General features: G+C 38.4%; 19 protein-coding genes. 14 read left to right on the top strand and 5 right to left on the bottom strand.

The window, feature by feature from the left end; genetic code table 11:
- Window positions 1–120: 120 nt before the first annotated feature.
- The 4 genes from sstT (at window position 121) to AAC851_RS00705 (ending at window position 3927) form a co-directional block, all read left to right on the top strand.
- Window positions 121–1323, top strand: a complete 1203-nt coding sequence (gene sstT / locus AAC851_RS00720; RefSeq protein WP_075315511.1) for a serine/threonine transporter SstT — start codon at window positions 121–123, stop codon at window positions 1321–1323.
- Window positions 1324–1329: 6 nt separating this feature from the next.
- The gene (locus AAC851_RS00715) at window positions 1330–2010 is read left to right on the top strand and encodes a YoaK family protein (RefSeq protein ID WP_004638863.1); all 681 of its coding nucleotides are present in this window, start codon (window positions 1330–1332) and stop codon (window positions 2008–2010) included.
- 3 nt (window positions 2011–2013) lie between these two features.
- Entirely contained in the window at window positions 2014–2550 is a 537-nt protein-coding gene (locus tag AAC851_RS00710) for a DUF2058 domain-containing protein (RefSeq protein ID WP_100833708.1), read from the top strand.
- 117 nt (window positions 2551–2667) lie between these two features.
- Window positions 2668–3927 (top strand): mechanosensitive ion channel family protein, encoded by a 1260-nt coding sequence (locus tag AAC851_RS00705; RefSeq protein WP_075315510.1) that lies wholly within the window; start codon window positions 2668–2670, stop codon window positions 3925–3927.
- Between the two features lie 150 nt (window positions 3928–4077).
- Here AAC851_RS00705 and AAC851_RS00700 read toward each other — a convergent pair whose 3' ends face one another.
- Both AAC851_RS00700 and AAC851_RS00695 read right to left on the bottom strand, forming a co-directional pair.
- Window positions 4078–4254 carry a hypothetical protein gene (locus AAC851_RS00700; protein ID WP_155771039.1) on the bottom strand — a complete coding sequence of 59 codons (177 nt, stop codon included), beginning with the start codon at window positions 4252–4254 and terminating at the stop codon, window positions 4078–4080.
- A 285-nt stretch (window positions 4255–4539) separates the two neighbouring features.
- Window positions 4540–6063: a non-contractile tail sheath protein gene (locus tag AAC851_RS00695; protein ID WP_340600334.1), complete on the bottom strand. Its 1524-nt coding sequence runs from the start codon at window positions 6061–6063 to the stop codon at window positions 4540–4542.
- Between the two features lie 190 nt (window positions 6064–6253).
- On the opposite strand from AAC851_RS00695, the gene AAC851_RS00690 reads away from it, so the two are divergent.
- From AAC851_RS00690 to putP, 5 genes are all read left to right on the top strand, one after another.
- On the top strand, window positions 6254–8104 hold the full coding sequence (locus AAC851_RS00690; protein ID WP_125503159.1) for an ABC transporter ATP-binding protein: 1851 nt from the start codon (window positions 6254–6256) through the stop codon (window positions 8102–8104).
- The gene (locus tag AAC851_RS00685) at window positions 8104–8544 is read left to right on the top strand and encodes a MaoC family dehydratase (RefSeq protein WP_004638852.1); all 441 of its coding nucleotides are present in this window, start codon (window positions 8104–8106) and stop codon (window positions 8542–8544) included. Before AAC851_RS00690 ends, AAC851_RS00685 begins: the two co-directional genes overlap by 1 nt.
- Before the next feature lie 129 nt (window positions 8545–8673).
- Entirely contained in the window at window positions 8674–9699 is a 1026-nt protein-coding gene (locus AAC851_RS00680; RefSeq protein ID WP_125503161.1) for an AraC family transcriptional regulator, read from the top strand.
- 96 nt (window positions 9700–9795) lie between these two features.
- Window positions 9796–10170: a glycine cleavage system protein GcvH gene (gene gcvH, locus AAC851_RS00675; RefSeq protein WP_340600333.1), complete on the top strand. Its 375-nt coding sequence runs from the start codon at window positions 9796–9798 to the stop codon at window positions 10168–10170.
- Between the two features lie 568 nt (window positions 10171–10738).
- The gene (gene putP / locus AAC851_RS00670; RefSeq protein ID WP_125503163.1) at window positions 10739–12235 is read left to right on the top strand and encodes a sodium/proline symporter PutP; all 1497 of its coding nucleotides are present in this window, start codon (window positions 10739–10741) and stop codon (window positions 12233–12235) included.
- A gap of 47 nt (window positions 12236–12282) precedes the next feature.
- Here the strand turns inward: putP and AAC851_RS00665 are convergent, their stop codons facing one another.
- Together AAC851_RS00665 and AAC851_RS00660 are read right to left on the bottom strand one after the other, a co-directional pair.
- Entirely contained in the window at window positions 12283–13440 is a 1158-nt protein-coding gene (locus tag AAC851_RS00665) for an IS4 family transposase (RefSeq protein ID WP_008942576.1), read from the bottom strand.
- Between the two features lie 121 nt (window positions 13441–13561).
- Window positions 13562–14053 carry an Lrp/AsnC ligand binding domain-containing protein gene (locus tag AAC851_RS00660; RefSeq protein WP_340600332.1) on the bottom strand — a complete coding sequence of 164 codons (492 nt, stop codon included), beginning with the start codon at window positions 14051–14053 and terminating at the stop codon, window positions 13562–13564.
- Window positions 14054–14253: 200 nt separating this feature from the next.
- Here AAC851_RS00660 and putA point away from each other — a divergent pair, with 200 nt between their 5' ends.
- The 4 genes from putA (at window position 14254) to AAC851_RS00640 (ending at window position 20244) form a co-directional block, all read left to right on the top strand.
- Window positions 14254–18018 (top strand): trifunctional transcriptional regulator/proline dehydrogenase/L-glutamate gamma-semialdehyde dehydrogenase, encoded by a 3765-nt coding sequence (gene putA, locus AAC851_RS00655; protein WP_340600331.1) that lies wholly within the window; start codon window positions 14254–14256, stop codon window positions 18016–18018.
- 99 nt (window positions 18019–18117) lie between these two features.
- Window positions 18118–18600 carry a GrpB family protein gene (locus AAC851_RS00650; RefSeq protein ID WP_340600330.1) on the top strand — a complete coding sequence of 161 codons (483 nt, stop codon included), beginning with the start codon at window positions 18118–18120 and terminating at the stop codon, window positions 18598–18600.
- An 82-nt stretch (window positions 18601–18682) separates the two neighbouring features.
- Window positions 18683–19768, top strand: coding sequence for a tRNA (uridine(54)-C5)-methyltransferase TrmA (gene trmA / locus AAC851_RS00645; RefSeq protein ID WP_340600329.1), 1086 nt, complete (start codon window positions 18683–18685; stop codon window positions 19766–19768).
- Window positions 19769–20016: 248 nt separating this feature from the next.
- Complete coding sequence (locus AAC851_RS00640) at window positions 20017–20244, top strand: hypothetical protein (protein ID WP_017394697.1); 228 nt, start codon at window positions 20017–20019, stop codon at window positions 20242–20244.
- A gap of 38 nt (window positions 20245–20282) precedes the next feature.
- Here the strand turns inward: AAC851_RS00640 and AAC851_RS00635 are convergent, their stop codons facing one another.
- A complete protein-coding gene (locus AAC851_RS00635) occupies window positions 20283–21017 on the bottom strand; it encodes a phosphodiester glycosidase family protein (protein ID WP_075315504.1) in 735 nt (244 codons plus the stop codon).
- 159 nt (window positions 21018–21176) lie between these two features.
- Here AAC851_RS00635 and AAC851_RS00630 point away from each other — a divergent pair, with 159 nt between their 5' ends.
- On the top strand, window positions 21177–21710 hold the full coding sequence (locus AAC851_RS00630; RefSeq protein WP_004638832.1) for a lecithin retinol acyltransferase family protein: 534 nt from the start codon (window positions 21177–21179) through the stop codon (window positions 21708–21710).
- Window positions 21711–21924: the final 214 nt, after the last annotated feature.

The raw sequence follows: 21924 nt of genomic DNA, 5'->3' as shown, positions 1-21924 counted from the left end.
TTTTTAAATTATTTTTAAAGCAATTCGCTTGCAAAAAAAATTTTAATATTCACAGTTCTTAGGTATAGAATACGGCGCTTGTTTAACCTTAAACCGTGCATAGGTTTGTAAGGCCTTTATATGTTTAGTGTATTGTCTCACTTAAGTCTAGTTAGCAAAATTATTATCGCTATTATTTGGGGGATTGGCGTGGCTTTGCTGTTTCCTAACGTTACACCTTATCTTAGTTTATTAGGTGAATTATTTATTAAAGCGTTGAAATCGGTTGCCCCTATTCTCGTTTTTGTTCTTGTGCTTTCTTCAATTGCCAATTTCCAAGTTGGACAGAATTCTAATTTAAAACCAGTGATGGTGTTATATGTAGCAGGTATGCTTCTTGCCGCTTTTAGTGCGGTGATTGCGAGTATTGTTTTTCCTAGCCAGCTGTTCTTACACTTAGCAGCTCAATCAGATTTACAAGCACCTGGCAGCTTAGCTGAGATCTTAAAAAATCTACTGCTTAGCTTTATTGCCAATCCTGTTCAAGCGATCAGTGAAGCAAACTTTATTGGAATTCTGGCTTGGGCGATTGGTTTAGGCCTTGCCTTGCGCCATAGTTCAGATACAACCAAGCAAGTATTGACTGATGTTGCTGATGCCGTGAATAAAATTATTCATACTGTCATTAGCTTTGCGCCTATCGGTATTTTTGGGTTAGTTGCAGTAACTTTTGCAAGCGCAGGTTTTGCGACTTTAGCAAGTTATGCACATTTGCTCATGGTGTTAATCGGCACAATGCTGTTCGTTGCACTGGTGATTAACCCTATTTTAGTTGCGATCACTATGCGTGCAAATCCATATCCATTGGTATTTAAGTGCTTAAGAGAAAGTGGTATTACTGCATTCTTTACGCGTAGCTCAGCTGCGAATATTCCTGTGAACTTGGATCTTGCGCAACGTTTAGGTGTAAATGAAGCAACTGCTGGTGTATCTATCCCGCTTGGTGCAACCATTAATATGGCGGGTGCAGCAGTAACCATTACCGTATTAACTTTAGCTGCGGTAAATACCTTGGGTATTCACGTAGACTTTAGCACTATGCTCATCTTATCTGTCGTTGCAGCAGTTTCTGCTTGCGGTGCTTCGGGTGTTGCTGGTGGTTCATTGTTACTCATCCCTGTTGCTTGTAGCTTATTTGGTATATCATCTGAGATTGCTATGCAGGTCGTCGCGATTGGTATGATTATTAGTGTATTGCAGGACTCAACTGAGACTGCACTTAACTCATCGACTGACGTTCTATTTACTGCAGCCGTAGATTTTAGAAACCGCCAAGACTCATAGGTCAGTATGCCTTTTCAACGTTTACCAAACTGGATTCAACTGGGTGCTTTTTTATTGGCATTGAATGCAGGGATGGTAAACGTTCTCGGTTTATTCACCGTACTTCACCAGTCTGTTTCCCACATGACAGGAAATGCCAGCCTACTCGCAATGAGCTTGGTAAATTGGCAGCCAGATCACCTTCTTTATCTCAGCCTCGTTTTGATTTGTTATGTGATTGGTTCATTTTATAGTGGACTGATTCTAGGCAATGGCAATGTAGCGCTTGGTCGCCATTACGGCTTTCCATTAAGTCTAGTCGCGATTTTCCTATTTCTAACATGGTTACTTATTCCTTATTTTCCACGATATGGTTTACTTTGGGCATGCGTCGCCATGGGCGTTCAAAATGCAATGGTCAGCCACTATAAGGGTGCAATTATTCGTACTACCCACCTATCAGGCGTACTCACAGATATCGGCCTAGCATTAGGTTATAAAGCCCGTGGATTGCATGTAGAAAGACGTCGCATTTTTCTTCACTTACTTATTTTTTTCGGTTTTTTAGTCGGTGGTGTGCTTGCCAGCATGCTCTATCCTTACCTACAATTACAAACCTTCCTCATTCCTACAGCTTTGAGCTTAATAATGAGTGTGGCATATTGGATTTATTATTTTCGTTCTCCATCAAATTTAAATTCGGACTAAATCATGGTTAAAAATGCACTTCAAGCTCAGTTATTAAAAGCAGGTTTGGTGGATAATAAAAAAGCGAAAAAGCTCACTAAACAAGTTCAGCATGAACAACGTCTTGGACAAAATGATGACGCTGCATTAAAGGCCGATATTGATCGAGCTAAACAAGAAAAAATCGCCAAAGACCAAGCATTAAACTCAGAAAAACAACGTATTTTAGAAGAAAAAGCACTAAAGGCATCGATCATTCAAATGATCAAACAACACAAAGTTCTACAAACTGAAGGTGATATTGCCTACCAATTTATTGATGACAATAAAATTAAAAAAGTTTATCTATCTCAACAAGTATATAACGCGCTTGTTTCAGGTTCACTTGTGATTGCAAAAGATCAAGAAAGTTACGCCTATCTCCCTAAAGCCTTGGCAGATAAAATCAATCAAAAAATGCAGGGCTTTATCTTGGTGAACAACAGCGAACAAAATAATGAAACTACCGACGAAGATGATCCGTATGCAGCCTATGTTATTCCTGATGATCTCATGTGGTAAATCCTGCACATATTATGTAAAAATGCCTTACAAATCGTATATAAACTGTGATTTAAAATAATATCCCCACAATTCCACCTTACAATTCTTGCTTAAAGAATCGTAAGGTGTTTGGGTTTGAATTATTTAGATTTTATCCGTGAAATAAAAGTTGAGTTGAGTCAATATCCTTTATTGGAAATGTTGATTGCTTTAACAATTCTAATATTATTTGCAGCACTGGCAAATTTTATTGCTAAACGAATCATTGTTCGTGGAATACGACGCTTAATTACCAAACTTAAATCCCCAAATCAGTCTATTTTTGCACAACATAGTGTTACCCGCCGTTTTGCCAATATTGTTCCAGCCATTGTTATTATGAATGGAATTACGACTGTCCCTCATCTACCAGAGAAAGTAGTCAGTTTTGTGCAAATGGGCGCGCAAGCTTTCATTTTCCTTACACTTGCACTGACAGTGAGTGAAGCACTTAATATTTTTAATCTGATCTATCAACGTAATCCAAAATCAAGAAACAAACCGATCAAAGGTTATTTACAGCTTGTTAAGCTGATCTTATTTGTGGTTTGTGGTCTAATGATCTTGGGTACTTTTCTTAAAAAAGATGTATTTACCCTACTCGCTGGTTTTGGTGCAATGGCAGCCGTGTTGATGTTGGTTTTCCAGAACACTATTCTTTCATTGGTAGCGAGTGTACAAATCGCATCTTATGATATGGTTCGTATTGGAGACTGGATTGAAATGCCATCTTTAAATGCTGATGGCGATGTCATTGATATGTCATTACATACTGTGACTGTTCAAAACTTTGATAAAACCTACACCACCATTCCAACGAATAAGTTAGTTACAGATACTTTTCGAAACTGGCGTGGCATGAGTAACTCAGGTTGTCGCCGTATGAAACGCTCACTGTTCATTGATCAAAGTAGTGTTCATTTCATGAGCGAAGAAGAGCAACAAAAGCTGAGAGACTTTTTATTATTGGATCAATACTTAGATTCTAAAAAATCTGAAATACAAGAATTTAATAATCACCTAAGTAACCAATCTCGATATAACCAAAGACGCTTAACTAATTTAGGGACTTTCAGAGCTTACGTTGAGTTCTACTTGCGTCAACATAGTGGCATTGCTCAAAATCAAACGATCTTGGTTCGCCAACTGCAACCAACCAGTGAAGGTTTACCTTTAGAAATTTATGCATTTACCAATACAATTGCTTGGGCTTCTTATGAAGCAATTCAGTCTGATATTTTCGATCATTTAATTGCAATTATCCCAGAGTTTGGATTAAGAATTTACCAAGCACCGTCTGGATATGATTTTCAAAACCTTAACAACGACCATATAGACACTAAAAATGTGAGTTAAATTTTTAATGGCTTGAGTTTTTACTAAATTCTATGCGGCAAAGACTCAAGCCATAGGTAGGTTAAATTGACTTATAATGGGAAAAATATCTAAACCCTTAATCTTTTTTCTTAATTTATTCTTAAAGAGCCTCTCTTATACTGGATAATGTTATTTGGTCCACTTAAATAAATTTAGATTAAACTCATAAATTAATAAGAAAGCAGTAACCATCAGTGCAATTGCAATTGCGATGAGAACAAAATCGGTTGAAGGAATCCCCATAACCAAGAAAAAAACACCAGCGATGAACAATAAACAAGCGCCTAAATTTCCAACTCTTTTCAACTTTTCACTTCCGTATAAATGTGTAACAAGTCACAATTATCCACGTTTTTTGCAAAAAATCCAGTGCGATTATCGCTCAATTTAAACCATTTATCTTGTCTATGATCATAAAAAACAATTAAAAAATTCGTAACTGACCTCTTTAAAAGTAATTAACTAATTTTTAATTTACTATTCACATTATTAGAAATATATATTCCAAATTAAATTACCCAGCAATCAACTAAAAATCAGATGATCATACATCTTAATTTAAAGCTAATTGCTGCAAAAAAAAGAACCAAGTTATAAGTAAATTTCTGGCGGATAAGGTGTGTCGTCATTCACAGGTAAATGATATTCCTGCTGAATAAAAAAACCTTCCGGTGCTTGTTCAATATCAATAGTGATTGAATCCGACATAATTTGCGGATAAGCCCAAATAAATTGCTTCAACAATCCCAACACATCATTATTTTCCATGTCACCAAAAATACGTTGCCAAATCGGTGTTTGATAAGGTTTAGTACGATCAAAACCATAAAGATGAGCAATAGAGGCATCTGGTACAAAGCCTGCCAAATAGGCAATCTTGTCAGCTGGGTAGTTTAATTCTTGTACTGGAATTTCAGAGAGAACCTGATGTGCCAAACTTAATTTCGCCTCTAAAATCCAATCATAAGACTCAGTTGTAATATAATCGAAGTTTGGATACGCATAGTGATGACTTGGATAATTAATATCTGTCACAAGTGTTTCTATTGGTGTTCGTATCGTCGGAAAGAAAATTAACGGACTAACTTTCGCATTTGGATGCTTTGCTTTAATTACAGTGCGTAGATCTTGACATGTTTGGCCTAACTTATTTCTCAGCCATGCTTTGAATTCATCATAAGGTGTCCCCGTTTTATGCATAGCCTCATAGATGGTTCCAACATCTGGTGCGTATAATCCTGTATCCGCATGAAATGCCAGCGCGCATGGATTCACAACATTTTCATTGCTCACAAGCGTGTCGGGAATCTGCCAAGTATTTAGATCACTGCGCCATTTCATCTCTGGGTATTTGGACATACCACAATAATGGTTCATCAATCCCTGATAACCCAAGGCCTCAATATTATCCACCAAACGCTGAGGGTTTAAGTCATAGTGATCGTCATAACTGGTACAAATGCCATGCTGGTGTGGTGCCACGATGACTCGCTTCAATGCTAATTTTGCATTCACCCCTGTAGTAACCGAATTGATTATTCGAATATAACCATCCTCTGCTTGAGGCAAAGCAAGTGTCGAATGACCGTTATAACTCATCGTAAATGCAGAAAATGAGATCCGTTTAATATGAGTTACGGGAAAAGAGTCCGTTGCCGAAAAACCAGCTTTTACCGTATCCCAGTTAATCTGAATATGTGCAGTTCGTGAAGCAGGTTGATCGGCATAATTAAACAATACGATATAAGCAATTTTATCTTGACCTTGCTCACGGTAATGCACAGTCAATGTTGGGGTTAATGCTTCGTTATTTAAAGCTGGCATGGAAGCTGAAAGCTCAAGATCAAAATCCCAGATCATTCCTGAGTAATCATATTTCGTTTCATAAGCCAGAAACTTATGATCTTTTGCATCGTGTGAGTCCCAAACAATTCCAGCAAGATCTGTTGTGGTACGCGACCTAAATACCACTTCAAAACCATTTAAGTAATTGGTAATTGCAAAAGACATGGTTTGCGGACCATCAACCCGCCAATACGTTGGATTAAAACGATCAATTTGAGTAGTCTCAATCTTTAATTTAGGACTTTGTGAATAATCAGAATATTGTTGCATGTGGTTTTTCTCAAGTGTTATTGATAATTATTAATATTAAGAAATAATAAAATTGTGTTTGTTTGATTATCATTAATTACTTTATTTTTCTGCTATCCTATACAGCTAAAGCTAAAACTTTATACATACATTTAGATAATAGCAAAGCATTTAGTCATTGAATCTAAGTCTACGTCTTGAGGAAAAAACAATGTTGAAGTGGTTTGAAAAATTAGTCGACCCATACCCCACCAAAGACTTAAACAAACCTCTACCAACCACTTTTTTTGCTTTCGTTTGGCAAGCGACTCAAGGGATTCGACCATATTTATTTTTGTTAATTGCTTGTACGGCTGCGGCTGCTTGCTTTGAAGCGTTATTCTTTGCTTATATAGGTAAACTAGTTGATTGGCTCAGTAGCAGTCAACCCGATAGTTTCTTCGCAACCAATCAACAAAATCTTACGATTTTAATAAGCATATTATTTGCCAATATTTTCTTTGTCAGCTTGCAAGCAATCATTAAACATCAAGTTTTATTTAGTAATTTTCCAATGCGCATGCGTTGGAGATTTCATAATTTACTTCTACAACAAAGCTTAGATTTCTTCCACACTGATTTTGCAGGTCGCCTATCAGCCAAAGTCATGCAAACTGCATTGGCTGTCCGAGAATTCTGGATGATTCTCGGTGATATGGTGGTTTATGTTTTCATCTATTTCGTGACCATCAGCCTCGTACTGGGTTCAATCTCTCCTATACTAATCGTTCCGTTAATCATATGGCTGGTTTTGTTTATTCTCATTGCCAGTTACTTTATTCCACGTTTAGGAAAAGTCTCTCAGGAGCAAGCGGATGCACGTTCAATTATGACTGGTCGTGTAACAGATGCTTATACTAATATCCAAACGGTGAAATTATTTGCTCATGCTGGACGTGAAAGCCAGTACGCCAAAGAGTCGATGCAAGAGTTTATGGTCACTGTTTATAAGCAAATGCGGCTAGGCGTAAAATATCAAATTAGTATTCGTCTACTCAGCGCATTTCTCTTTATTGGTGTCATCGGAACTTCAGTTTGGTTATGGACGCAAGGACAAGCTGCATTAGGTGTAATTGCAGCGACCACAGCAATGGTGCTCAAACTCGATAGTTTGGCAGAATTTATCATGTGGCATGTCACCATGCTGTTCGAAAATGTCGGTACTATTCAAGATGGTATGAAAACTTTAGGTAAACCGATTCAAATTCAAGACAAACAAGATGCAACAGAATTAAAAGTCAATCATGGTGAAATTCGCTTTGAAAATGTCTGCTTTGCTTATAATCAGAAAAATGTAATTGATCATTTGAATTTAACCATAAAACCTGGCGAAAAAATTGGAATAGTTGGTCGTTCAGGTGCTGGAAAGTCAACCCTCATTCAATTACTTCTACATTTTTACAAGATCAACCAAGGTCGTATACTGATTGATGGTCAAGATATTAATGACGTCACTCAAGACAGTCTTCGTGCCAATATTGCATTAGTTACTCAAGATACTTCTTTATTACATCGCACTGTTGCAGAAAATATTAAGTATGGTCGCCCAAATGCGACTGAAGCTGAAATTCAACAAGCTGTAAGAAAAGCAAAAGCAGAAGAGTTTATTCCCCAACTCACCGATCAAAAAGGACGTGTTGGATTTGATGCATTCGTTGGTGAACGAGGTGTGAAACTTTCTGGCGGTCAACGTCAGCGTATTGCGATTTCACGGGTTTTTCTAAAAGATGCACCTATCCTAATTTTAGACGAAGCAACCAGCGCACTTGACTCTGAAGTCGAAGCAGCAATCCAAAGCAGTTTAAATGACTTAATGGTTGGCAAAACGGTCATTGCAATTGCGCATCGATTATCTACTATTGCTCAGATGGATCGTTTGATTGTGTTAGATGAAGGCCGAATTGCTGAACAAGGCACACATGAAGAATTGATTGCAAATGATGGTTTATACGCCCAGTTATGGAAACGCCAAACAGGTGGTTTTTTAGTGGAACAACGCGTGGTGGCTCAGGATACTGAATAATGTTGTATTTAGAAGATTTAAATGTTGGTGATCGTTTCATTAGTCGCGAATATGAAATGACACTCGAAGAAATTAAGCAATTTGCAAGTCAATACGATCCGCAACCTTTTCATTTAGATGAACAAGCTGCCGCACAACACCCTGTGTTTCAAGGTCTAGCAGCCAGTGGATGGCATACATCTGCTGTTACGATGCGCTTATGGACTGAATGTTTTCCAATCGCAGGTGGTTTATTAGGGACTGAGTCAAGTCTACGCTGGCCTAGACCAACTCGTGCGGGCGACAAAATTCATGTTGAAGTTGAAATTACTGCAATTGTACCCTCTAAAACCAAACTTGATCGTGGTATTGTCAGTTACGTCACACAAGCTTTGAACCAAAACGGTGATGTGTTATTAATATCTACCACCAAAATTATGGTATTTACAAAGCCGACTTAATGTTTTGAATGAGCAATGACCCGCTTGTCCAACAATTTTTATGATTGATTATTTTATTTCATGTAAAGATGATTAAGACTTTAGTGTTTAAAAGATATTGGCAAAATTGATGAGCGCCACGGAAAGCAGATGAAAACAACTTCAACTCGTCAAGATCAAGGTATACCAGGCGTCTATGGCTTATTGCTATTAGATGTTGTTTCTCGTTGGGGATATAACGATGAAACTTTATTCGCTCCATTTCATTTAACAAGCGAACAACTGGCTGATCCGAATTATCGAATTCCTACACCTATTGCAAATGAATTGGTGAAGCATGCATTGCGTCTAACAGGTGAAAGCACTTTAGGCTTTCATCTCGGAACCCAAATGCGTATTTCAATTCATGGATTTATTGGCTATGCCATCATGACAGCGCATGACATTACCGATGCAATTGCGCTCGCCAGTCGATTCATTCAATTGCGTTTACCATTTCTACAATTATATTTTTCAACCTTTGGGCCAAAAGCAACTTTACAACTGCAATGTGACATTGAAGTTGAGCCTTTACGCACCGAAATCATCTTAGGCTTGACCATCGGGATCATGACCATGGCAAAAGCCCTAACAGGGATTGAGGATTTAAGAGGTGAAGTGGATCTAGATTTCCCTGAGCCTACAGGGTTTGAAAAGTATAAAGATAAGTTAAGTAGTACGATTCATTTTAATCAACCTCATCTCATTTCAAGTTTTGACAAAAAATATCTCGGCTTAAAAATGGTAAATGCCGACCCAATCGCCAGTCAAATCGCGATCAACCAGTGTGAAACTGAATTATCAGCACTAGGTGAAAGACGTCGTTTGGCGATGCGGGTACGTGACATTTTGACCAATTCAGAACAACATTACCTGAGTATCGAGAATGTGGCTGAACGTTTGCATATGTCTGATCGAACCCTCAAGCGCCAACTGGCAGCTGAAGGCACCTCTTTTTCGACACTCGTAGATGAAGTCCGTTATCGCCATGCCACATCGCTGCTTTCACGTACAGATTATAGTCTAGAACAAATTGCTGATGAATTAGGTTATTCGGATGTTGCCAATTTCAGCCGTGCATTTAAGCGTTGGAGTGGTCGTAGCCCAAGTAACTGGCGTAAAGATCCATATTTATAATTTTCTAAATTGCTTCATTGATCGATGCTTTTGTTTTTATTGAAAAACCTGTATAAAGCTAGAAAAAATGATACGACAAATTGTTAAGGAGTTGTCATGAATCATCCAGCGGATTTGAAATATGCGCGTACGCATGAATGGGTAAGAGTCGAAGATGACTTGGTTGTAACTGGTATTACTGACCATGCACAAGATGAGTTGGGTGATTTAGTCTATGTTGAAACCCCAGAAGTTGGTAGCAAAGTCACTGCTACTGAACAAGCCGGTATCGTTGAATCTGTAAAAACAGCTTCAGATATTCATGCTCCCGTTTCTGGCACTGTCGTTGAAGTGAATTTAGACCTTGAAGATGATCCTGATTTCGTCAATGAAGAGCCTTATGGCAAAGGTTGGATTTACAAAATTAAGCCAGACAATATGGCTGATGTGGAAAAACTTCTATCCAATAGTGAATATGAGTCGGGTTTATAACTTTATACTAACCTGAATCAGCCCAGCACACATGCTGGGCTTTTTTATGGATCACTGAATGATTTATAGCTCTAAAAGCAGGTTGTGAAACAGACCCCAAATCCTCCCATAAATCAGAATTGCATACTTTTCAAGTAAAATTCATCCGCAGTAAAAATCAGTATTATTTCTACCCCTATGAGCCATGAATTCACTTAAACACTCACTTTTTATTCAAAATAATTATTCTACATTTGTACTTTTAGGATTTTTATATTCAAATTAATCACTTTAACTCTAAAAAATTTAGGCTTTTGTAACTACAAGCAATATTTCTATATAAAGAAATGAGTTTTACAGGTTTTTAAAAGCAAGAAAAACACTTGATTTGTAGATAAAGGAATTAATATTCATACACTTAATTTAATTTACAGAAAACACACAATAAACAAACATAAAAATAACAGTAATTCAAAAAACATTCATGCTTGAATCTGTGACCTTATCAGTCTTATTAGAATAGTAAATCAATTTTTGGCTATTCAGATGGGATTGTACCGTTATGGATATATAAGGATAAGCATCCATTATGAATTTCTCTAATCCCACTGTTGTTGTGTTCGTGGTATATATTACCGCCATGTTGGGTATAGGTCTGTACGCCTATTTTTCTACCAAAAGTCTTGATGATTATATTCTTGGAGGACGGAGTTTAGGCAGTTTTGTCACCGCGTTATCCGCTGGTGCATCCGACATGAGTGGTTGGTTACTCATGGGTTTACCCGGCGCGATTTACTTGGCAGGACTATCTGAATCATGGATCGCCATCGGCTTGATTATTGGTGCATGGCTCAACTGGTATTTGGTTGCAGGACGGTTACGTGTACACACCGAAGTGCAAAATAATGCCCTCACCCTACCTGATTATTTTACCGGTCGCTTCGATGATCAGAAAAAAATCTTACGCGTAACATCCGCTTTGATTATTTTGGTCTTCTTTGCAATTTATTGTGCTTCTGGCATGGTCGCTGGTGCACGTTTATTTGAAACATTATTCGACATACCTTATGGCACTGCTTTGATGCTCGGTGCATTTGCAACCATTGGTTATGTTTGTATTGGTGGATTCTTAGCGATCAGTTGGACAGATACTTTCCAAGCAGCCTTGATGATTTTTGCGTTGTTGCTGCTCCCAATTATCACCTACCTCTCATTGGATGCTGGTGCTGCAGAATTTGCTGCTTTAGTAGAAACAGCTCGCCCTCATGCTTATGATTTTGCTTCGAATTTAAGTTTGGTTGCGATTCTTTCAGCAGCGGCATGGGGTTTAGGCTATTTTGGTCAACCTCATATTTTGGTTCGCTTCATGGCGGCTGACTCAGTGAAATCAATCCCTGCTGCTCGACGTATCGGCATGACATGGATGATTTTATGTTTAGCAGGTGCTGTTGGTTCTGGTTTTGTTGGTATCGCGTATTTCCAACAACATCCAGAACTTGCCGCTGCAGTTAGCGCTAACCCTGAAACCGTGTTTATGGAATTAACTAAAATCCTATTCAACCCTTGGGTCGTCGGTATCATCCTTGCTGCAATCCTATCTGCGGTTATGAGTACTTTGAGTTGCCAGCTATTGGTTTGTTCGAGTGCCTTAACTGAAGATTTGTACAAAGGCATTATCCGTAAAAATGCTTCTCAAAAAGAGTTGGTTTGGATCGGTCGTGGTATGGTACTTGTGGTTGCTATGCTTGCGTTATTCCTTGCACAAAATCCTGAAAGTAAAGTTCTTGGCTTAGTTGCTTATGCTTGGGCAGGGTTTGGTGCCGCATTTGGTCCATTGATTATTCTTTCATTGTTCTGGAAACGTATGACACTAAACGGCGCATTGACAGGTATGATCGTTGGTGCTGTAACGGTTATCGTTTGGAAAAACTTCTTTGGCGATACAGGTATTTACGAGATCATTCCAGGTTTTGTATTTGCATTTATCAGCATTGTTGTTGTCAGCTTACTTGGTAAAGCGCCAAATGCGAATGTTACAAATCGCTTTGAACAAGCTGATGAAATCTATGCACGCGAAATGAAATAATTTTTCAATAAAATTTAAGGGGCTTTCGAGCCACTGCTGTCCCACAATTATTCCAAGAAGAACCTCAATTGAGGTTCTTCTTGTTTTCGCCACTTCTTATCGGGTAAAAATAATGCCTTTAGAAGTTTTCTTTCAAATAAATTGACCTGAATAATTCTTAATAATCTCTGGACAGTCCATCCCTCATGAGCCATATGTTTTGCAAAACTCACTAATAAATAGGCAATTAATGCAATCCATATTTGAGTTTGTATGGCATTTCGGCTTCGACCTAGAAATGATTTCAATTTTAAATTCTGTTTAATCGCTTTGAAAAATAATTCTACTTTCCAACGATCTTTGTAAATTGCTGCAATAGTCGATGCAGCTAGATGAAAGTTGTTACTTAGAAATTCAAATGTCCTTTTCTTTTCAACATCATAAAATTCTATTCGTCTTAATCGCTTCGGTGCACCACGCTTTTTAGCATAATCACTGCTCAACTCAATATATTCATCCGCAAGAATTCCTTTGCAAGCGTATACTTCACGTTTTGACTTTACTTCATAAACCGTCTTCGGTCTTAGCCGTGTCACAAAGCTGACTTTTCGGTCAGTCATCTCTGCAAACCACTGATAATCAACATACCCCTTGTCAAAAACTACGATACTTCCAGGTGGAAATTTGAGTAATCTGCCTTGCACCATATCATTTTCAATACCATCTCCGAGTGCAACAAATTCAGGAATCGTATTGCTGTGATTTAATCCAACTGTCAGTTTAATGCTCGCTTTGGATTCATGTACTTTTGCCCATTCGCATAAGGACAGTGAAAGATCAATGTGGCTTGCATCAAGTGAATACAGCGGATTCTTAAATCGAAATTTATGTGCAATCTTTGTGTTTTCACAATGCCGAAGTAACTGAGTAAATAATTGCTGATATAGGCTGGCAGGTTGTTCTTGATTGATTCTTGCCAAGGTGCTTCGTGCAATAGTCTTAGCACCGAGGTGATAGAGCTTTTCCTGCTGTGATTCGAGATTGGATTGAATATCTCTTAAGCTTTGCCGACAGGACAGCTGGGACATCAATATGGCAATAAACTGATCCCAGCGTGTGGCTGATCTTAATTTTTGTCCACAATGATGCTGCTTGGCAAGACGTTCAAAATCACATCGTGAAATAGGTTTAAGTAATTGATGAAATACGGTATTCTGATGTGACAAAACCTGAGTCCTTGTAGTTAAAGTGTTTGTTCGCACTTATATTTTAACTATTTTGGACTCAGGTTTTTTATTTAAACAAAACTATGGGACAGCAGTGGCTTTCGAGCCCCTTTTTTTTGATCTAGTATTTTGCGCGTGATTTAATCTTGATTTTAGAGCTGTCTTTTACAACTTGCATCACTGGATAGCTCCGCGTCTCTTTGACACCAGGGAGTTGCCATAGGATTTGCCCTGCTATACGGCGAAACTCCTCCATGCCAGCACTACGCAACTTAATCAAAAAATCAAAACCTCCACTCACCATATGACATTCAACGATTTCAGGATGTTGAGTCACAGCATCAATAAAATCATCTAAAACATTTGGTGTCGTTTTATCTAAAAGCACTTCAACAAATACCAAAAAATTTGCATTCAGCTTGTTCGGATTGAGCTTTGCCTCGTAACCAAGAATAAATTCATCTTTTGTCAGCTTTTGCACGCGCGCCATTACCGCAGTCGGAGACAAGTTCACTAATTCAGCTAACTTACTGTTTGATATTCTTCCATGTGTTTGAAGAATATCCAGAATTTTCAAATCAGTTCGATCTAAAGTATAAATTGGGCTATCCAACTGAATTTTCCTCTAAAAAATGGTCGAAATATAGTGAGTTATACGGGTTTTATTCTGTAATGATAAATTATCTAAACCTCTCTACTCAATAGAGATAGAGTCTATTGGTATTTTATTTGTTAACCGCGCTGCAAACTAAAACTGCATCAAGCAAGGCATCAAATATCGATAGAACTTCAAGATTGTTATCGGAATTTAGCATGAATACTTTGGATACCCGCCTAGACATGGACACAACTCAAAATAGCGGTGCTTACATCACCGAATTTAAAGAAAAAAGTGAGTTTGAGCAACGCATTAATACTGCTTGGCGACGTGCAGAACCTGAATCAGTGGCAGAACTTGCTGAAGCTGCCAATATCTCCCCTGATCTTGATCAAAAAATTTATGAACTCGCTTTTAACTTAGCAAACAATTTACGTGAGCGTAAAAGCTCAGCTGGTAAAGCAGGTATCGTTCAAGGTCTACTTCAAGAGTTTTCACTTTCTTCTCAAGAAGGTGTTGCACTCATGTGTTTAGCTGAAGCATTGCTTCGTATTCCAGATACAGCGACACGTGATTTATTGATCCGCGACAAAATCAACCAAGGTAACTGGAAAGAGCATGTCGGTCAAAGTAACCTCATGTTCGTAAACGCTGCTGCTTGGGGCTTGATGCTGACAGGCAAACTGATGGAAACGCCAAAGCAAACGAGTTTATCTAGTGTTTTAACTGGACTTCTGGCACGTAGTGGTCGCGGTATCATTCGTAAAGCGGTGGATGTTGCCATGCGTATGATGGGCGAACAGTTTGTAACCGGTGAAACCATCGAAGAAGCACTTGAACATGCTAAACCATTAGAACATAAAGGTTTCCGCTACTCGTACGATATGCTAGGTGAAGCAGCACTTACTGAACATGATGCTGAACGTTACTACAACGACTACACTCAAGCGATTCATGCAATTGGCAAAGCATCAAATGGCCGTGGTGTATATGACGGTCCTGGTATCTCAATTAAGCTTTCTGCTTTGCACCCACGTTACCAACGTGCCCAAATTGACCGTGTTCATCACGAACTTTATAACAAAGTTTTTGAGCTTGCATGCTTAGCAAAACAATATGATATCGGCTTAAACATCGATGCTGAAGAATCTGAACGTTTAGAAATTTCACTCGAATTACTTGAGCGTTTATGTTTTGAGCCAAAACTTGCCAATTGGAAAGGAATTGGTTTCGTTATTCAGGCTTATCAAAAGCGTTGTTTCTATGTGGTTGATTATATCGTTGACCTTGCTAAACGCAGTAACAAACGCTTGATGATCCGCTTGGTGAAAGGTGCATATTGGGACAGCGAGATCAAGAAAGCTCAAATTGACGGTATGACTGACTACCCTGTGTTTACCCGTAAAGTACACACCGATTTGTCATACATCGCTTGTGCGAAGAAACTTCTTGCTGCTCCAGACCAAGTGTATCCGCAATTTGCAACCCACAATGCGCAATCACTTGCGACGATCTACAATCTTGCTGATCCAAGCAAATACTACCCTGGTCAATACGAATTCCAATGCTTGCATGGAATGGGTGAACCATTGTACGAGCAAGTCGTAGGTTCAAAAGAAGAGAATAAACTCGGTATTCCATGTCGTGTCTACGCACCCGTAGGTAACCACGAAACATTGTTGGCTTACTTAGTTCGTCGTTTACTTGAAAATGGCGCAAACACATCGTTTGTAAACCGTATCGCAGACAAAACTTTGAAAGTTGATGATTTAATTCAATCACCGATCAAAGACATTCAAGCTGCTGCAAAAGAAGAAGGCCAGCTTGGATTAAAACACCCAGCAATTCCTCTTCCACATGATTTATACCCATTGCGTCCAAACTCAAATGGTTTTGACCTAAATAATGACACGCCACTTGCTGATCTAAATGCAACAGCACAAAAGCTACGTCACCACATTTGGAAAAGCACACCGTTACTGGGCTTTGAATCCACTGTTCACGATGAAAGTAATGCACTTGCAATTACAAACCCTGCACAAAACAGTGAAATTGTGGGCTATGTGAATGAAGCAACGAGTGCTGATGTACAACTTGCACTTGAAGCAGCAGTACAAGCACAGCAAAGCTGGGCTGCAACAAATAAAACTGATCGTGCTGTTTGCTTAAAACGTGCAGCTGATTTGATGGAAGCTCGTATTCAGGAATTGATGGTTTTACTCTGCCGTGAAAGTGGTAAAACTTATGCCAATGCAATTGCTGAAGTACGTGAAGCAGTAGACTTCTTACGTTACTACGCAACTCAAATTGAGAATTTACCTGCACATGCACAAGTAAAACCATTAGGTACCGTTCTTTGTATCAGTCCATGGAACTTCCCTCTTGCAATTTTCTCTGGTCAGATTGCAGCAGCATTAGTAAGCGGTAACTGTGTAATTGCTAAACCTGCAGAACAAACACCACTTATTGCAGCACAAGCTGTCCAAATTTTGTGGGAAGCTGGCGTACCACATGGTGCTGTTCAACTCCTTCCTGGTCGTGGTGAAACTGTAGGTGCTCAACTGAGCCAAGATGATCGTATTCAAGGCATCATGTTCACAGGTTCTACCGAAGTTGCAAAAATCTTGCAAAAGACTGTGGCAAAACGCTTATCTCCAAATGGTCAGCCTATCCCGTTAATCGCGGAAACTGGTGGTCAAAATGCGATGATCGTGGATTCTTCAGCACTTACTGAACAAGTGGTTCTAGATGTTGTAAGTTCTGCATTTGACAGTGCGGGTCAACGCTGTTCTGCACTTCGTATCTTGTGCGTACAAGAAGATAGCGCGGCAACCGTCATCAAAATGTTAAAAGGCGCAATGCAACAGTTGATCGTCGGTAACCCTGCGATCTTAAAAACTGACATTGGTCCTGTAATCGATACTGAAGCAAAACAAACCATCGATACCCACATCCAAAAGATGAAATCTAAGGGTTACCCTGTTCATCAATTGATGTTTAACGATACTGCAAGCCAACAAACACTTACGCAAGGGACTTTTGTACCGCCAACTGCGATTGAATTACCAAACCTTGATGACCTTGAGCGTGAAGTATTTGGTCCTGTATTGCACATCATCACTTATAAGTATGGTGAACTTGAGCAATTGATCGATCGAATCAATGCCAAAGGTTATGGCTTAACCATGGGTCTACACACACGTATCGATGAAACCATCAATACTGTGATCCAACGTGCGGAAGTAGGTAACTTATATATTAACCGCAATATCGTGGGTGCAGTGGTAGGTGTACAACCATTTGGTGGTGAAGGCTTATCTGGTACTGGTCCGAAAGCGGGCGGCCCACTTTATATGTACCGTTTGATGGAACATTGTTCTGAGAAAGTATTGGCTACACCATTTGCGGTGAAAGCAGAAATTTCTCAATTTGATGCGGTATCAAATGTTGCTTATCAAAGCTTATTGTCTTGGGCAAACCAAAATATGCCTCAAGCAATTACAACGATTCCTGCATTTGGTGTAGGTAAGTTCTATGAGTTGCAAGGCCCTACGGGTGAAAGCAACCAATACATTATCTTACCTCGTCATCGTGTGCTTTCAATTGCCAATGATGAAGCAGCTCAGCTACAACAACTTCTTGCAATTTTTGCAGTTGGTAGTTCAGCAGCAGTGCTAAAAGACAACGTATTCTTGGCTAAATATCAAGCATCTTTACCAAAAGAAGTTTTAGCAGCAATCAAAGTCATTGCACGTGTTGAAACAGATCACTTTGATGCTGTATTACATCAAGGTTCAGTAGAACAGCTTCAAACCTTACAGCATAAAATTGCGAATCGTTCAGGAGCTATCGTTGGTATTACTCATCTTCAAACAGGTGAGCAGATTCCATTAGAACGCCTCGTCATCGAACGTGCCATTAGCGTAAATACTGCAGCAGCAGGCGGTAATGCAAGTTTGATGACTTTATCTGAAGACTAGTTTTAGTCCTCAATCTCCTAGCCCGAATCATGTTTACATGGTTCGGGTTTTTTATTACTTTCTAGACTTAAAAATATTCACAAAAATGAGAACGTCTATATGCAATTCTTTCCACCCGATCAATACCAACAGCATTGCCAACAACTTTTTGAAAAATACAAAAATCAAATACTTAACCTTACCCCATACGCAATCGTTGAACACATAGTTTCATCTGCAATCCCTAACGCTGTTTCAAAAGGTGACTTAGATATTTATATTGAAATTCCCCCAAAATACTTCTTAGAAACAATTGATAATCTTAAAAAGCTCAATTTTAAAGAAAAGCTTGATACCTTGCGTACCAATGAACTTTGTATGCTGGAATCATTAGATAATGATGTCGCTCTTCAAATTGTTACGAGTGGATCAGTATTTAGATTTTTTTTAATTTTCCGAGATAGGTTAAAAGAATCACCTGATCTTGTTGAGCAATATAATGCTTTAAAGCGCAGTTGCACAGGAATCCCCCAAGATCGATACCGTGAATTAAAAGCTGAATTTATCCAAAGAGTGTTAAAGATGAATAACGATATTAAATAAATGAAACTCGCAATTTCCCTGCACCTCATGCAGCTTTTTTGTTACCATTCACAGCTAAATTTGTTTTGTATTTTTGGTAGTTATGACCGTATCTTATCAACAGCAACTTCAAGAGAAAGTTGAACGAATTACTGCACAATTTGCACCGTTCAATCCCCCTGCTTTAGAAGTATTTCAATCACCTGAACAACATTTCCGTATGCGTGCCGAATTTCGTCTGTGGCATACTGATGATGATCTGTTCTATGCCATGTTTGAGCGTGCTGAAGATGGTAAACAAAAAACTGTTATCCGTATTGATGAGTTTCCTATTGCCGACCAAAGCATTAATGACTTAATGCCTCGTCTATTAGAGGAATTAAAAGCAGTCCCAATCTTATCACAACGTATTTTTGAAGCTGACTTTCTCGCAACCTTAAGCGGAGAAATGTTAGTGACGCTCATCTATCATCGTCGTTTAGATAGTGAGTGGGAAGCTGCTGCAAAAACTTTAGCTGAAAAGTTAAACATTAAAATTATGGGTCGTAGCCGCGGTCAAAAAGTGATTGTTGGTGATGACTATGTTGTTGAACAACTCAATGTTCATGGACGCATATTTAAATACAAACAAATCGAAAGTAGTTTTACCCAACCGAATGCACAAGTTTGCAAACATATGCTTGAATGGGCGTGTGATGCAGCACAAAACTCACAAAAAGATTTATTAGAATTGTATTGTGGTAATGGCAATTTTACTCTGCCTCTGTCCTTAAAATTTAATCGTGTTCTTGCAACAGAGCTCGCAAAAAGCTCAGTCTATGCAGCACAATGGAATATTGAACAAAATCAGATTGAAAATATCCAAGTTGCTCGTCTTTCAGCTGAAGAATTTACTCAAGCCTATGAAGGTGAGCGTGAGTTTAGACGCTTACAAGAAGCAAATATAGACATTCAAAGCTACCAGTTTGATACGATCTTTGTTGATCCACCACGTGCAGGCATTGATGATGCAACTTTGGCGCTTATGCAAGGATTCGAACGAATTATCTACATATCATGCAACCCTGACACGCTGCATGATAATTTAAAAACTTTGACTCAAACCCATCGTATCAGCAAATTTGCTTTATTCGATCAGTTCCCATTTACGCACCATATTGAGTCAGGTGTTTTGCTCGAAAAAATTTAAACAATTTATGTCAATGTAACATTAGAAATTAAAGAGAATTTTAACTCTTTAATTTCTAAATACTTTTAAAAATGAAAAATATTATTCTTTAAATATCAAGTCATAACAATGGCATATTTTCGTTGATTTCACCAATTACCATCGGAAAAATCAGAGTCTAACTGCTGCTTTTATCACTATTTCTGGCTTGTATTTTATTTTAGATTGATTATATTTCGATCTATGTTAAACCGAATATGAAAGGCTCTATGAGTTTTTGGGAAAAACTGTTCTCTGCTGAACAACAGCACAATGAACATAAGAATCAAATTGCTTGCGTCGAAAATGATTGCTCATGTAAAACAAACGAACAATTATTGGAAGCTCTGGTTAAAGCAAGAGATGAAGACGTAATTAAAGGCATCAAAAAGGTACTTATTTCTCGAGGCTACAGCCGTAAAGAGCTTCTTGAAATGATCAACCCACCAATTCAATAAAGCAAAACCTAATCCCTTTCTCATAAAGGGATTAGGTACTACCTACATTCATCTCGCTTTACCCCCGCCACAATCGGCCCTAAATTCATCAAACGATCATGTTGTTTTGTTTTTGCAGAATAAAAACTTGAAATAGAACCATCAAGGTATAAAGCATCCTCTACTGACAATTGTTGTTTGAAAAATTGTGCAAACTGATAAAAACTCACGCGTTGCTGTGATATAACAAAATACAATGTATTGTCTTTGATGCCCACACCATTACGAACTTTCAAAGAATTTGAATCAGGCAAAAATTTAGGATTTATCTTTCCATCATAAACCAACATCGGACCAGACTGAGTTGCATATATGGCATCAAAGCTGTGCTGTTTATATTCAGATGTTGTTTTTATGATTGCTTGTGTTTGATTCCAAGCCAACATGCCATTCGGCTGCATAAAGAAATTTCCAAAACCACGATCTTCATTTAATGCAACCACTTCATTTCCATCTTCTATATATAAGCCAACAGGTTGAAAATCTGAATGATACATGCCCGCATTCATGGCAAAGTCTAAACGCTCGCACGCTTGTAACTCACTTTGAATATTAGAAAACTTGTGATAATAACGATTAGTTTTTGGGCTTTTTAAATAGAGCTTCAACGCATTGAGGTCTTGAACCTCTACCACGCTATAATTAACACGTTCAAATTGATAAACGTGATGCTGCATAGCAAAAGCATTCGGCATAGCCAATAATGTGAGTAATATCAAAAAACCTGTTCTCATAGATATCTCTATTTTGAATAAATACAACTCGCTCAATATAACGCAAACCCCCAGATACAATCTCCAAACACATTCATGCCAATCAATCCACAAAGGTACTCGATTGATTCATTTTTTTTGATTAGAATACAAATGTAAATACAAAGACCTTGTATCCGCATGCAACAAAAACATCGACGCTTTCCGCTCGGCGCTCACCTCATTGTCAAACATTTTGGCTACAGCCATCATGGAATCTATGCGGGCCGTGGACGTGTGATTCATTACTCTGGTTTTGCTCATATCTTTAAAAAACACCCGATTGAAATGACAACCCTTCAGCGTTTTGCTCGTGGTAAACCCATTTACATTCGACATTACCCCTCACCTCGTTATAAAGCAAAAGTTGTTGTAAAACGGATGCGTTCTCGCATGCATGAAAATAACTATCATTTAATTATCAACAATTGCGAACATCTATGCACTTGGGCAATCACAGGGATTGAGTCCAGCACCCAGGTTGAGCGTATGCAACGAAGACTAACGACGATTGGTTATGTAAGCTCACTGATGAGTTATATGAATAGCCTTATGCTTACAGTTGCAACAGCGTGCTTTGCGATTGCGTTATACATTAAACTCATGCTGAAAAAGCAAGCAAAGAAACCTATCCCAATCTACTTACAACTTAAAGAAAAAAATTCGAAAAAATAATAGTTCAACTGGTGTTGAAAACGGGTTTTCAAGCATAGGCTATATGCACATCGATATTTACTTCTATTATCAGTTTCTATAAAATACTTTCATTCGGTACATTTCGTATCAATCTACTTCTCATCGAGGATTTTATGTTGGAGATAGCAGTAATCTGATAATCGTATTTCAATAGCATATTGAAATAGGTTATCGACGCGATTTTATTGGCTTT

It is taken from the genome of Acinetobacter sp. HZNU-JH01 (genome assembly GCF_037996845.1).
Classification (GTDB): Bacteria; Pseudomonadota; Gammaproteobacteria; order Pseudomonadales; family Moraxellaceae; genus Acinetobacter; species Acinetobacter haemolyticus.
The sequence above is the reverse complement of the archived record's forward strand: the minus strand, read 5'-3'. Positions and strand labels throughout refer to the sequence as shown.

Bases quoted from the DNA above. Each gene is read 5' to 3' on its own strand.
- gcvH (WP_340600333.1), top strand. From the start codon at position 9,796: ATGAATCATCCAGCGGATTTGAAATATGCGCGTACGCATGAATGGGTA.
- AAC851_RS00695 (WP_340600334.1), bottom strand. From the start codon at position 6,063: ATGCAACAATATTCTGATTATTCACAAAGTCCTAAATTAAAGATTGAG.
- putP (WP_125503163.1), top strand. From the start codon at position 10,739: ATGAATTTCTCTAATCCCACTGTTGTTGTGTTCGTGGTATATATTACC.
- AAC851_RS00710 (WP_100833708.1), top strand. From the start codon at position 2,014: ATGGTTAAAAATGCACTTCAAGCTCAGTTATTAAAAGCAGGTTTGGTG.
- sstT (WP_075315511.1), top strand. From the start codon at position 121: ATGTTTAGTGTATTGTCTCACTTAAGTCTAGTTAGCAAAATTATTATC.
- AAC851_RS00715 (WP_004638863.1), top strand. From the start codon at position 1,330: ATGCCTTTTCAACGTTTACCAAACTGGATTCAACTGGGTGCTTTTTTA.
- AAC851_RS00635 (WP_075315504.1), bottom strand. From the start codon at position 21,017: ATGAGAACAGGTTTTTTGATATTACTCACATTATTGGCTATGCCGAAT.
- AAC851_RS00685 (WP_004638852.1), top strand. From the start codon at position 8,104: ATGTTGTATTTAGAAGATTTAAATGTTGGTGATCGTTTCATTAGTCGC.
- putA (WP_340600331.1), top strand. From the start codon at position 14,254: ATGAATACTTTGGATACCCGCCTAGACATGGACACAACTCAAAATAGC.
- AAC851_RS00680 (WP_125503161.1), top strand. From the start codon at position 8,674: ATGAAAACAACTTCAACTCGTCAAGATCAAGGTATACCAGGCGTCTAT.
- trmA (WP_340600329.1), top strand. From the start codon at position 18,683: ATGACCGTATCTTATCAACAGCAACTTCAAGAGAAAGTTGAACGAATT.
- AAC851_RS00640 (WP_017394697.1), top strand. From the start codon at position 20,017: ATGAGTTTTTGGGAAAAACTGTTCTCTGCTGAACAACAGCACAATGAA.
- AAC851_RS00650 (WP_340600330.1), top strand. From the start codon at position 18,118: ATGCAATTCTTTCCACCCGATCAATACCAACAGCATTGCCAACAACTT.
- AAC851_RS00690 (WP_125503159.1), top strand. From the start codon at position 6,254: ATGTTGAAGTGGTTTGAAAAATTAGTCGACCCATACCCCACCAAAGAC.
- AAC851_RS00630 (WP_004638832.1), top strand. From the start codon at position 21,177: ATGCAACAAAAACATCGACGCTTTCCGCTCGGCGCTCACCTCATTGTC.